Origin of the sequence: Rugamonas sp. (genome assembly GCF_025354735.1) — a bacterium.
Taxonomy (GTDB): Bacteria; Pseudomonadota; Gammaproteobacteria; order Burkholderiales; family Burkholderiaceae_D; genus Rugamonas.
Map to the genome: position 1 here is coordinate 1 of NZ_JANXMI010000206.1, position 11,053 is coordinate 11,053.

An 11,053-nucleotide genomic window follows, 5' to 3' on the forward strand; every position below is an offset into this window, starting at 1 on the left:
CTCGCCCGCGCTACGGGCGACCTGCACCGGCAACAGCGTCGGCGCTGGCGCGGTGCTGGGCATCGCCGGCGTCGACAGCCGATGCACCCAATAGCTCAATTGGTGCAGACGGTAGCCATCTTGTAGGGCAAACGCCCGCATCGGCAAGCCGCTCTCGCGCCACCGCGCCACACGCACCCGCCATTGCTCCTCTCGCTCCCTGTTCCCCATCACCATCTCCATTCAAAAGTCGGAGTCTGGGCAAACCGATTAAGGTTTTGAAGATGGGCGGGCTGGACGCTTACAGACCTGCAAATTCAGACGAAGTTTTAAAGAAAGCAGAAAAAAGCAGAAGGAAATAGAAGAAAATAGAAGGCGGAATAGAAGGTTTTCCACATGGGCGCGCAGGGCCCCACCCACCACCCCGGGCGGCCATGCCGAGCCCGTTTCGCTCAGATCCGTGAAAAAGCTTTTTTTTGCGGCCGCTGCGACAGCAGCGACTGCGGTCCAGCGCCAAGTCGCGCTAAAATGCGCCATGACTTCCACCATCCTCGCCTGGCTCAAATATTTGAGCCGCATCTGCGGCTTTGAAACGGCCGACTCGTTCCCGCCCGGCCATCCCTACGAGCGCACGCGCTGGAACGGCGCCTATTTCGACATCGCCTCCGACGTCAAGCCGGACCAGATCGAAAGCCGGCTGTGCGAGGCCATCGCCAACACGCCGCTGGTGTTCGGCTACATCATCAACCCGACGCCACGCATGCAGCGCGCGCTGCTGGCGGTGCAGGAGCAACGCATGCGCAATAACCGGGGCCGCGCCACCGAACTGGCCGAGCTGCTGATCGCCGCCTACCGCAGCCCGAACACGGTCGAAGTGCTGCCCGGCCTGCGCGCCGCCATCGAAGGCTCGCGCCATGACGAAATGCCGGAACGTGCCCGCAGCCTGATGGCCTTCCTCGGCACGATGCCGTCGGCCTTCGACGTCATCGACATGCCGCGCTGAGATTAAAGTTCAGGGATCAGAGGTCAAAGTTCGCGGTTCACGGCTAGCGGCTCAGGCTCAGGCGACGGCCCAGCGCTTGCCCGGCGCCGCATAATTGTGCGGCACGTAGCGGTCGCGCAGCTTCATGAACGGCGTCTCGATGAAGCGGAACATCAGCCAGCCGGCCAGCAGCGTGGCCGCGCTCATGATGGCGACCGCCGCCCACGTCGTCGGCTGTATGCCGAACTGCTTCAGCTGGGCGCTGAGCAGCACGCACAACTCCTTGTGCGACAAATAAATCGCGTAGGACCACAGCGCCAGACTGGCCGCTCCCGGCACGCGCACGCGTTGCAGCAGCGAGCCGGGACTGAGCGCGGCGATCAGCAGCAGCGCGACCGCGACACCGAGCATTGGATAGCCGAACACGGTGACCGCATAGCCGTAGCGGTCCTGGTAGAACAGGTAGAACATCGTACCCAGCGTGGCGACACCGGCGGCCAGCGCGGCGTCGCCGCGCGAGGTGATGCGGGTCCACGCGGCGGGATGGAAGTTCTTCAGCAGCGCCAGCGCCACGCCGGCCATCAGTTCATCGTAGCGGCACAGCGAGGAATAATAAATCAGCGTGTAGTAATGATTACCGGGATCGCCCTCGCCCACGTAGGTGGTCCAGACGTAGGAGCGCGTCAGCATGCCGGCGATGATGCAGGCGGCGATGGCGAGCCAGGCCCACAGCAGCGACTTGCGGCACGCCGCGATCAGCAGCGCGGCGGCCGGCAGCAGCATGTAGAACTGTTCTTCGACGCATAGCGACCACGCGTGTGAAAACGCGGTGCCGGGGGTGAGCAGGATGTTCTGCGTGAAGCTGAGGAACTGCCACAGCGGCGGCAGCACCCTGGCCCCGCGCACGTAGGGGAACAGCGCGTACAGCGCCAGCATGAAGTAGAAGTTCGGCACGGTGCGCAGCAGGCGGCGCGCGTAAAAATTCTTCAGCGAGAAGCCCTGCTCGCTGCGGATCGAGGCCATGATCTGGTTGCCGATCAGGTAGCCGCTCAGCGCGAAGAACAGGTCGACGCCGGTCCAGCCCAACACGCCGATCGGGCCGAAGGTGGGCTCGCCGCTGACGAACAGCATATAGTGGTTCATGAATACGAGCACGATAGCCAGCGCGCGCAAGGTGTCCAGTCCGTGGACGCGGACGGTGGGGAAATTGGTCATATTAGTGGGGGTAGGTCGGGCCGCAACCGCGGACGATGATGATGCCAGATTTTCAAGCCGCATAGCCGGAATATTCGATAAAAATTTCCATCCGCGGCTAGAATATCGGCAGTCCGCGCCGGCGTTTTTTTCCTGCGCGCCGCGACGTCATCGAAACCGGGATCGCGCATGAATTCGGCACAACTCGCAGCACAACAATCAGCCCAACAATCAGCACCGCAGCTGCACTTCAAGTCCGTCGACTACAGCGGCCAGGGCGCCGGTCCGCGCCTCATCGTCATGGGCGCCGTCCACGGCAACGAGACCTGCGGCACGCAGGCCATCATGCGCGTGATGGCGGAGCTGGACGCCGGCGCGCTGCGCCTCGCCGGCGGCGCCGTGACCTTCGTCGCCGTCGCCAATCCGCTGGCCTACGCCCAGGGCACGCGCGCCGGCGAGCGCAATTTGAACCGCAATCTGTATCCGAACGAGGCGCCGAAGGATTTCGAGGATCGCGTCGCCAACTGGCTCTGTCCTCTGCTGGCGCGGCATGACGTGCTGCTCGACCTGCATTCCTTCGGCGCGCCGGGCGAACCGTTCGTGATGGTCGGCCCGCGCGACAACGACGGTCCGCTGGAGCCGTTCCGCCACGAGGCGGCCGAGCGCGCGCTGGCGCGGCGGCTCGGCGTGCGCCGCTTCGTCGACGGCTGGCTGCGCACTTACGGCGCCGGCGTGCAGCGCCGCCTGCGCGGCAGCGGCGAACTGGCGACGGTGCTGCGCTACGGCGTCGGCACCACCGAGTATATGCGCTCGACCGGCGGCTACGCGCTGACGCTGGAGTGCGGCCAGCACGACGATCCGCAGGCGCCGCTGGTGGCATACCGCGCCATCGTCAACACCCTCGCCTTCCTCGGCGTGATCGATGCGCCGGCGCCGCAGCCGGTGGCGGCGGCGCAGATGGAAGCGTTGAGCATGACCGAAGTCCACGACAAGCACGATGCCGGCGACCGTTTCAGCCGCCGCTGGTCGAGCTTCGACCGGGTCCGCGCCGGCGAGGAAATCGGCCGCCGCATCGACGGCACGCCGGTGCTGGCCGGCTTCGATGGCATGATCCTGTTCCCCGACAGCGACGCCGGCGCCAATGGCGAATGGTTTTATCTGGCCCGCGCGCAGGCCGATTTTTAGCGCCGGCATCCGGGCCGGCCTGCCGCCCGAGTCGGCGCATCGTTTAGCTTTGCTGACGCATGTATTCATGGCGCGTGCGTTGACCGTCGGCGTGACGACCCCTACACTGTGTTCATCGGCAGTCGGTTCAAGGCAGCCGTGATCGCAGCAAGGCTGTCGTCGCACCGCATGCACTTTTCAAGCGCAGCAATCGTATTAACCGTTTATACCTTTTATATTGTTTATCCCTTTTCAGGAGCACACCATGTCCCAAGCCATACGCGTCGCCGTCGTCTACCACAGCGGCTACGGCCACACCGCCAAACAGGCGGAAGCCGTCGCCAAGGGCGCCGCTGCCGCACCGGACACCGAGGCGCTGCTCATTAGCGTCGATGCCATCGACCAGCACTGGGACGCGCTCGAAAGCGTGGACGCCATCATCTTCGGCTCGCCGACGTATATGGGCAGCGCCTCGGCCCAGTTCAAGACCTTCATGGACGCCACTTCGCACAAAGTGTTCGGCAAGGGCGGCGTCTGGAAGAACAAGATCGCGGCCGGCTTCACGAACTCGGCGTCGCGCTCGGGCGACAAGCTCAACACCTTGCAGCAGTTGTCCATCTTCGCCGCGCAGCATGGCATGCACTGGGTGAACCTGGGCCTGGGCCCCGGCCACAACGCGTCGACCACGACAGAAGATGCGCTCAACCGTCACAGCTACTTCATCGGCCACGGCGCGCAGTCCGACGCCGACCAGCCGGCCGACAAGGGCGCCACCGAGTCCGACCTGAAGACCGCTGAACACCTCGGCGCCCGCGTGGCCGGCGTGGCCCGCGAACTGGCCGCCGGCCGCCGCGCGCTGGCGCAGGCATAAAAAGTCAATCAGCACGGTAGTCCGGGCAGCGCCGGCCGCGTCATCGCGGCGGCGCTGTTTTTGCGTTGTGGAGGTCGGCGGCGTCAGGCCGTGGCCAGCTTGAGGCCGACGATGCCGCCGGCGATCAGGGCGATGCACAGCAGCCGCGCGCCGCTGGCAGGCTCGTGGAGCACGGCGATGCCGAAGATGGCGGTGCCGATGGTGCCGATGCCGGTCCAGACCGCGTAGGCCGTACCCAGCGGTAGCTGGCGCAAGGCCAGTCCCAGCAGGCCGACGCTGCCGGCCATGGCGGCCAGGGTCAGCAGCGATGGCAGCCAGCGCGTGAATCCCTCCGTATATTTCAGGCCGACCGCCCACACCACTTCCAGCAGGCCGGCCAGGATAAGGAATAACCACGTCATGATGCGCTCCGGTACATGGCAAGGTCGTCCCCGCCCGGCTCCGTCGTGACGCGGGGTCGTCCCCGCTGGAGCAAACGAGGCCGCAGTATACCATCGGCGTCGCCAGCCTTCCGGCAGCGCGACGGCAACGATGGGCAACGATAGGGCAACGATGGAACAACAACACGGCGGCAACAACATGGCGACAATCGCAACACCTGCGGCGCGGCCTGGGCGATAATCATTGATCGTTCCCCACAGGAGTTTCCGATGCTGTTGCTGGCCCAGATCGTCACCGGCGTGGTCTTGCTGATCCACGTGTATATCGTCCTGCTGGAAACCGTGCTGTTCAACTCGCGCGGGCGCCGCGTCTTCGGACTAAGCAAGGAGCACGCCGCCATCGTGCGGCCGGCCATGTCGAATCAGGGTTGTTACAACGGCTTTCTGGTGGCGGCGCTGGCGGTCGGCTTTTTGCATGCCGACCCGGCCGTCGGCCGCGCGTTCACCGTGTTCGGGCTGGCCTGCGTGGCCGTGGCCGGACTGTGGGGCGGCTTCACCGTCAAGCGCACCATCTTGCTCATCCAGACGTTGCCGGCCGTGATCGCGCTGGCGCTGACGCTCGCGGCCTGAGCGTAGAACGTCGAGCGTCGAGCGTCGAGCGTCGAGCGTCGACCGCATATTTCCACCGCCATCGCTGGCCTTTTCCACGTCCAACAGAAAGCCGTTCATGAAATTTTTCGCCTTGCTTCCCCTCGCCGCCGCCGCGCTGATGATGACGTCATCCGCCCACGCCGACAATGCCGCCGCCGTCAGCGACCAGATCAAGGGCATGTATCCGCAACTGTCGACCTTCTACCAGGATTTGCACGCCCATCCGGAAATCGCGTTCCAGGAAGTGCGCACGGCCGCCAAGCTGGCCGCCGAGATGCGCGCCATCGGCTTCGAGGTGACGGAAAAGGTCGGCAAGACCGGCGTCGTCGCCGTGTATAAAAACGGCGCCGGCCCGACGGTGCTGGTGCGCACCGAGCTCGACGGCCTGCCGATGGAGGAAAAATCCGGCGTCGCCTACGCCAGCAAGGCCCACGCCCTGCTCGACGGCAAGGACACCATGGTGGCCCACAGCTGCGGCCACGACATCCACATGACCAGCTGGGTCGGCACCGCCCGCACGCTGGTGGCGCTGAAGGCGCAGTGGAAGGGCACGCTGCTCTTCATCGCCCAGCCGGCCGAGGAAATCGGCGGCGGCGCGCGCGCCATGCTGGACGACGGCCTGTTCCGCCGCTTCCCCAAGCCGGACTATGCGTTCGCCCTGCACAGCTGGCCGGCGCCCTACGGCACCATCGGCTACAACAGCGGCATCGTGTCCTCGAACGCCGACGCGATTGAAATCACCTTCAAGGGCCGCGGCGGCCACGGCTCGGCGCCCGACAAGGCGCTCGACCCGATCGCCATCGCTGCCCGCTTCGTGGTCGACGTGCAGACCCTCATCAGCCGCGAAAAAGATCCGCGCGAATTCGGCGTCGTCACCATCGGCGCCATCAACGGCGGCACGGTCGGCAACATCATCCCGGACACGGTGCGGGTGCGCGGCACGATACGCTCGTTCAGCCCGGAAGTGCGGGCCAAGCTGATCGAAGGCGTCAGCCGCGTCGCCAACGCCTCGGCCGCGATGGCGGCCGCGCCGGCGCCGGACATCGCCATCACCCTGCTCGGCCGCGCCGTCGACAACGACGACGCGCTGGTGCAACGCACCGCGCCCGTGCTCAAGCAGGCGCTCGGCGACAAGAATGTCTACCTGATGCCGGCCATGACGGCCAGCGAGGATTACTCGGAATTCGTCAACGAGGGCGTGCCGTCGATGTACTTCTTCACCGGCGTCTACGAGGCCAAGGCGGTGGAGGAAGCGGCCAGGCCGGGCGGCAAGCCGCTGGCCTTCAACCACTCGCCGTACTACGCGCCGGTGCCGGAGCCGACCATCAAGACCGCCATCGAAGCGATGAGCGTGGCCGTGATGAACGTGATGGCGCGCTGACCGGTCCGACGGTCCGCCCCCCTCTCATCGCGCGCGCGGGCGCCGCGGCGACGCAGTGTCAACGCGTTTTCCATTTATATCGTAGAATAACGATATTGGCATCGTCAAACGGCGATGCAACATCGTCAAAGTACGAAAAACATGGACATCGACGCAATCCACAAGGCGCTGGCCAACCCGGTGCGGCGCCAGATACTGGCCTGGCTCAAGGAGCCGGAGCGCTATTTCGCCGAGCAGGAGCACCTGCTCAGCCTCGGCGTCTGCGCCGGCATGCTGGACCGCCGCTGCGCGCTGTCGCAGTCGACCGTGTCGGCCCACCTGGCGAGCTTGCAGAAAGCCGGCCTGATCTCCGCGCGCAAGGTCGGCCAGTGGAATTATTTCAAACGCAATGAAGCCACCATCGCGGCCTTTGTCGGCCACATGAATTCGGACCTGTAAGCCCATCCGTCACTTTAAGAGGACCATCCCATGACCACACTGTTCGACCCCGTCACCATCGGCGACCTGACCCTGAAAAACCGCATCGTCATGGCCCCGCTGACGCGTTCGCGCGCCATCGGCGGCGGCCGCGTGCCGAACGCCCTGATGGCCAAGTATTATGAGCAACGCGCCACGGCCGGCCTCATCATCAGCGAGGCGACCTCCGTCACCGCCCAGGGCGTCGGCTACGAAAACACGCCGGGCCTGTGGTCCGACGAGCAAGTCGAAGGCTGGAAGCTGGTCACGGGCGCCGTGCACGCGGCGGGCGGGCGCATCTTCGCCCAGATGTGGCACGTGGGCCGCGTGTCCGACCCGTCGCTGCTGAACGGCGACGCGCCGGTCGCCCCCAGCGCCATCGCCGCCAAGGGCCACGTCAGCCTGCTGCGCCCCGAGCGCCCTTACCCGCTGCCGCGCGCGCTCGACACCGGGGAAATCGCCGGCGTCGTCGCGGCCTACCGCCTGGGCGCGGAAAACGCCAAGAAGGCCGGCTTCGACGGCGTGGAAATCCACGGCGCCAACGGCTACCTGCTCGACCAGTTCCTGCAAGACGGCAGCAACGCGCGCAGCGACAACTACGGCGGCTCCATCGAAAACCGCGCCCGTCTGATGCTGGAAGTGACGGATGCCTGCATCGCCGTCTGGGGCGCCGGCCGCGTGGCCATGCACCTGGCGCCGCGCCGCGACGCGCACGACATGGGCGACTCGACGCCGGCCGCGACCTTCGGCTACGTCGCCCGCGAACTGGGCAAGCGCAAGATCGGCTTCATCTGCTCGCGCGAAGCGCTGGGCGCGGACAGCCTGGGCCCGCTGTTGAAGCGGGAATTCGGCGGCGTCTACATCGCCAACGAAAAAATGGACAAGGCCACCGCGCAACAGGTGCTGACCGCCGGCACGGCCGACGCCATCGCCTTCGGCAAGGCCTACATCTCCAACCCGGATCTGGTGCGCCGTTTGGAACTGGACGCGCCGCTCAACGCCTGGGTGCCGGAAACGTTCTACCATCCGGACGCCACCGGCTACACCGACTATCCGGCGCTGAACGCGGCCTAAGCCGACAGGCATCGCCGTGCCGCGACCGCGCGACGGCAGGATAGTAAGACAGCACGACGCAAACAGCACGCCCAGGCGTGCTGTTTGCCGTGCGCCGTCCGCTTAAAACGTCAGCGGCAGGCGCACCGACAGCGTGACGTCGGGCGTGTCGCGGGTCAGGCCGGCGCCGATGGACACGTTGATGGTGCGCTGCGCGCTGTAGCGGTAGGAAAATCCCATCAGCAAGGTGCCGAGCTGGGTGCGCACCGAACCGGGCACCGTGACGTGGTTTTGCTGCATGCGGGCGATCGAACTGTGGTCGTAGCCGAGGCTGAGCGCGGCCTTGTCGTTGAGCGACAAGCCCATGCCGAAATTAAAACCGATGACATCGCCCGGCGTGATCGTGCCCAGCGGTTCGCGCGCGCCGTCCATCACCAGCCGCGACACGTTGTGGCGGGTGAAGTTGTGCAGATAGCTGACGCTGCCGAACAGCACCGCCGGGTCCGACGGATACAGCCATGTCAGACTGGGTTGCAAACCGTAAAAGCCCGAGCCGGTCGGCAGTTGCAGCGGCAAGCCGGTGCCGGTGGCGTCCGGTCCGACGCAGCGCACCATGCAATCGGTGACGACGTCGAACGGGTCCTTGCCGTTGCGCGCCTTGAAGCGCAGGCCGCCCACATAGTAGGGCAGATCGACGCCGCCCGCGTTGAGCTGGTGGCGCAGCGACACTTCGATGTCGCCCATGCCCTTGCCGCTGGTGTCGAACACCTGGTCGGTGGCCGTGCCGGTGAAGATTTCGCGGCTGACATCGGCGTCCGAGCGGTAGACGTAGGGCAGTTTCACTTCGATTTCGGTGCGGTTGCTGATGCCGTAGCGGCCGGTCAGCGTGGCGGTCGACGTGTTGCGCTTGACTTCACGCACGTCGACCAGGCCGATCAGCAAGGCCGGGATGATGGTGTAGCCGACCAGCGCGACCCGGTCGCTCGACGAGTAGCCGAACTGGAAGGACGGCTCCAGCACGGCCTTGCCGCGCGGCGTGAGCACGCCGGGCTGTTCGAACAGGGGCGCCACGGCCGGCGGCCGGCTGGCGCTGTCCGGCGCCTGGCCCACCGGACCGTCCGCCGCGCCGCCGCCGCCCTGCTGGGCGCCGGTGCCGCGCTGGTTGGCCAGCCATTGCGGCGCGAGGACGGCGGGGTCGGCCGGCTGCGTGGCGTCGACCCGGCGCTTGAGCGCCTCGAGCAATTGCTGTTGCTGCCGCAATTGCAGGCGCAGCACCTCCAACTGGGTCCGCAAGCTGTCCTCGGTATCGGATGGCGGCTCGGGCGACTGCTGGGGATGGGCCAGGGTCGCGGCCCAGAACAGGGACAAGCCGAGCGCGCCAGCGCGCCAGTGCGGATGAGAGTGCATCGTGACTCCTTCAAAAGAGCGAGGCAAAAAAAGGCGCCGCTCAGCCGGCGGCGCCATCATGGACGCGCCGGCCTACCTGGGCCCGGCCGCGTAATTCAAGGCGTCGCGCATGCTGGTGCCGAAGTTCAGCGCCTTCAGCAGCGCGGCGCTGTTGACGGCGGCGTTGATCGTCGTCTGGCTCTGGATCAATTGACCGTTCACGCCGTTCTGGATGAAGATCCCGCCCGGCGCCATTGCCGACGCGCCGGGCTGGAAGGTATTGGCCGGGCCGCTCTGCACCAGCGTCAGCGCCGAGGCCGCGACACCGAGCGCGTGCGCCTGCGCCGGACTTAATTTGGTGACGTCGTCCACCTGGAAGCCGCTGGTGGCGGCCGTCGTGCCGTTGATCGACACCGATCGTTCTATGCCCAGCGACAGCAGCAAGCCGTTGCCGGCGTCGAAACCGCCGCGCACCGCGTCGAGGCGCTGGTCGCTGACGGCCGCCGCCACTTCGCCCTCCGGCGCAGAAGGCGCCGGCAAGTTCTGGGCCGTCGCCGCGCCGCACAGGCAGGCGGCGCTACATAACCATCGTTGCATGCTGATCCTCCTCGTTAAAAGTCGCCGCCGCCGGGCCGGAACAGCGTGATGTTGGCCAAGCTGTCGCGGCCGATCGCCTGGCCCAGGGGCGAACGCGGCGTCTGGCGCCAATCGGCCTCGCCGTTGAAATGCACGGCGCCGGACCAGCCGTGGATCACGAACAGCAAACGGTTCAGCCAGATCGCCTCGAAACCGGATTGGCTCATGGCCCGCAGGCCGCCGGCCGGGTCGCCCAGCAGGATGCGGCCGCCGTCCACGCCCTTGATGACGACGAAATGGTGGTAGCCGTTGTCGGACACCAGCACGATGGCGGGATAGCCGGCGGCGACCAGCTTGCTCAAAGGCAGCTCGAAACCGTCGGCCTGGAAACCGTGGCGCTCCAGGTAGAGCTTGATGTCGAGCAGGGAAAAGCCTTCCCGGCGGATGCGGGGCTGGTCGCCGCGCAGGAACATGTCCTCGAACACTTGTTTTTCCTCGACCGGATAGTCGTAGTGGTAACGCAGCAGCGTGGCCACGGCCGCCGAGCCGCAGCTGAAATCGTATTGCTGGTGCACGGTGGACTGGAAGCGCGCCGCCTTCATGCTCGTCAGCGGCAACTGGAAATTGCCGCCGGCGATGCCGGCCAGGTCGATGGCGCGGGCCGGCACCGCGACCGCCAGCGCGGCCATCAGGGACGTGGCGGCGCGTTTCATTTGAGTTGCAGGTTAATGACCGTGGCGTTCTGGATCAGCACGTTCGCACCGGAGTTTTGGATGACCATAGGCAGGCCCGCCGCGTTGGCGAACGCGCCATCGCTGATGATATTGGCGCCGGTCGTCACGTTGACGGCCGAATTGGCGCCGACCACGCCGTTCAGTTGGATGTTGCTGCTGACCGTGTCCGTGCCGCCGCGCAAGTCATCGAGGCGGTCGCTCGCGATGGCCGGGGTGCCGAACAGCGCCATCGGGCTGGCCGGCGCG

General features: G+C 66.3%; 13 protein-coding genes and 1 pseudogene. 7 read left to right on the forward strand and 7 right to left on the reverse strand.

Going from position 1 to position 11,053, the window contains the following annotated elements; genetic code table 11:
* Window positions 1–249 precede the first annotated feature (249 nt).
* Window positions 250–516 (reverse strand): hypothetical protein, encoded by a 267-nt coding sequence (locus Q0S71_RS16485; protein WP_295997999.1) that lies wholly within the window; start codon window positions 514–516, stop codon window positions 250–252.
* Between Q0S71_RS16485 and Q0S71_RS16490 the strand changes: the two genes are divergently transcribed.
* Complete coding sequence (locus Q0S71_RS16490; RefSeq protein WP_295998000.1) at window positions 515–982, forward strand: hypothetical protein; 468 nt, start codon at window positions 515–517, stop codon at window positions 980–982. The genes Q0S71_RS16485 and Q0S71_RS16490 overlap by 2 nt on opposite strands.
* A gap of 57 nt (window positions 983–1,039) precedes the next feature.
* Here the strand turns inward: Q0S71_RS16490 and Q0S71_RS16495 are convergent, their stop codons facing one another.
* A complete protein-coding gene (locus tag Q0S71_RS16495) occupies window positions 1,040–2,176 on the reverse strand; it encodes an acyltransferase (RefSeq protein WP_295998002.1) in 1,137 nt (378 codons plus the stop codon).
* Between the two features lie 168 nt (window positions 2,177–2,344).
* On the opposite strand from Q0S71_RS16495, the gene Q0S71_RS16500 reads away from it, so the two are divergent.
* On the forward strand, window positions 2,345–3,340 hold the full coding sequence (locus tag Q0S71_RS16500; RefSeq protein WP_295998003.1) for a succinylglutamate desuccinylase/aspartoacylase family protein: 996 nt from the start codon (window positions 2,345–2,347) through the stop codon (window positions 3,338–3,340).
* A gap of 244 nt (window positions 3,341–3,584) precedes the next feature.
* A complete protein-coding gene (locus Q0S71_RS16505; RefSeq protein ID WP_295998005.1) occupies window positions 3,585–4,190 on the forward strand; it encodes a flavodoxin family protein in 606 nt (201 codons plus the stop codon).
* An 83-nt stretch (window positions 4,191–4,273) separates the two neighbouring features.
* On the opposite strand, the gene sugE is transcribed toward Q0S71_RS16505, so the two are convergent.
* A complete protein-coding gene (sugE, locus tag Q0S71_RS16510; protein ID WP_295998006.1) occupies window positions 4,274–4,591 on the reverse strand; it encodes a quaternary ammonium compound efflux SMR transporter SugE in 318 nt (105 codons plus the stop codon).
* Between the two features lie 249 nt (window positions 4,592–4,840).
* Here sugE and Q0S71_RS16515 point away from each other — a divergent pair, with 249 nt between their 5' ends.
* The 4 genes from Q0S71_RS16515 to Q0S71_RS16530 all read left to right on the forward strand — a co-directional run bounded on the left by Q0S71_RS16515 (window position 4,841) and on the right by Q0S71_RS16530 (window position 8,132).
* A complete protein-coding gene (locus Q0S71_RS16515) occupies window positions 4,841–5,200 on the forward strand; it encodes a DUF1304 domain-containing protein (RefSeq protein WP_295998008.1) in 360 nt (119 codons plus the stop codon).
* A gap of 139 nt (window positions 5,201–5,339) precedes the next feature.
* Entirely contained in the window at window positions 5,340–6,602 is a 1,263-nt protein-coding gene (locus Q0S71_RS16520; RefSeq protein WP_295998024.1) for an amidohydrolase, read from the forward strand.
* A gap of 141 nt (window positions 6,603–6,743) precedes the next feature.
* A complete protein-coding gene (locus tag Q0S71_RS16525; protein WP_295998010.1) occupies window positions 6,744–7,040 on the forward strand; it encodes a helix-turn-helix transcriptional regulator in 297 nt (98 codons plus the stop codon).
* A 30-nt stretch (window positions 7,041–7,070) separates the two neighbouring features.
* Entirely contained in the window at window positions 7,071–8,132 is a 1,062-nt protein-coding gene (locus Q0S71_RS16530) for an alkene reductase (protein WP_295998012.1), read from the forward strand.
* Between the two features lie 102 nt (window positions 8,133–8,234).
* Here the strand turns inward: Q0S71_RS16530 and Q0S71_RS16535 are convergent, their stop codons facing one another.
* The 4 genes and pseudogenes from Q0S71_RS16535 to Q0S71_RS16550 all read right to left on the reverse strand — a co-directional run.
* Window positions 8,235–9,518, reverse strand: a complete 1,284-nt coding sequence (locus Q0S71_RS16535; protein ID WP_295998016.1) for an acetate kinase — start codon at window positions 9,516–9,518, stop codon at window positions 8,235–8,237.
* Between the two features lie 72 nt (window positions 9,519–9,590).
* The gene (locus Q0S71_RS16540; RefSeq protein ID WP_295998019.1) at window positions 9,591–10,094 is read right to left on the reverse strand and encodes a hypothetical protein; all 504 of its coding nucleotides are present in this window, start codon (window positions 10,092–10,094) and stop codon (window positions 9,591–9,593) included.
* A gap of 14 nt (window positions 10,095–10,108) precedes the next feature.
* Window positions 10,109–10,786: a C39 family peptidase gene (locus Q0S71_RS16545; RefSeq protein ID WP_295998022.1), complete on the reverse strand. Its 678-nt coding sequence runs from the start codon at window positions 10,784–10,786 to the stop codon at window positions 10,109–10,111.
* Window positions 10,783–11,053, reverse strand: a pseudogene (locus tag Q0S71_RS16550) (hypothetical protein); the annotation flags it as partial. The gene Q0S71_RS16545 and the pseudogene Q0S71_RS16550, both read right to left, overlap by 4 nt.

What these genes read in the sequence shown, in the direction of transcription:
- Q0S71_RS16490 (WP_295998000.1), top strand. Translation starts at nt 515, where the DNA reads ATGACTTCCACCATCCTCGCCTGGCTCAAATATTTGAGCCGCATCTGC.
- Q0S71_RS16485 (WP_295997999.1), bottom strand. Translation starts at nt 516, where the DNA reads ATGGCGCATTTTAGCGCGACTTGGCGCTGGACCGCAGTCGCTGCTGTC.
- Q0S71_RS16495 (WP_295998002.1), bottom strand. Translation starts at nt 2,176, where the DNA reads ATGACCAATTTCCCCACCGTCCGCGTCCACGGACTGGACACCTTGCGC.
- Q0S71_RS16500 (WP_295998003.1), top strand. Translation starts at nt 2,345, where the DNA reads ATGAATTCGGCACAACTCGCAGCACAACAATCAGCCCAACAATCAGCA.
- Q0S71_RS16505 (WP_295998005.1), top strand. Translation starts at nt 3,585, where the DNA reads ATGTCCCAAGCCATACGCGTCGCCGTCGTCTACCACAGCGGCTACGGC.
- sugE (WP_295998006.1), bottom strand. Translation starts at nt 4,591, where the DNA reads ATGACGTGGTTATTCCTTATCCTGGCCGGCCTGCTGGAAGTGGTGTGG.
- Q0S71_RS16515 (WP_295998008.1), top strand. Translation starts at nt 4,841, where the DNA reads ATGCTGTTGCTGGCCCAGATCGTCACCGGCGTGGTCTTGCTGATCCAC.
- Q0S71_RS16520 (WP_295998024.1), top strand. Translation starts at nt 5,340, where the DNA reads ATGATGACGTCATCCGCCCACGCCGACAATGCCGCCGCCGTCAGCGAC.
- Q0S71_RS16525 (WP_295998010.1), top strand. Translation starts at nt 6,744, where the DNA reads ATGGACATCGACGCAATCCACAAGGCGCTGGCCAACCCGGTGCGGCGC.
- Q0S71_RS16530 (WP_295998012.1), top strand. Translation starts at nt 7,071, where the DNA reads ATGACCACACTGTTCGACCCCGTCACCATCGGCGACCTGACCCTGAAA.
- Q0S71_RS16535 (WP_295998016.1), bottom strand. Translation starts at nt 9,518, where the DNA reads ATGCACTCTCATCCGCACTGGCGCGCTGGCGCGCTCGGCTTGTCCCTG.
- Q0S71_RS16540 (WP_295998019.1), bottom strand. Translation starts at nt 10,094, where the DNA reads ATGCAACGATGGTTATGTAGCGCCGCCTGCCTGTGCGGCGCGGCGACG.
- Q0S71_RS16545 (WP_295998022.1), bottom strand. Translation starts at nt 10,786, where the DNA reads ATGAAACGCGCCGCCACGTCCCTGATGGCCGCGCTGGCGGTCGCGGTG.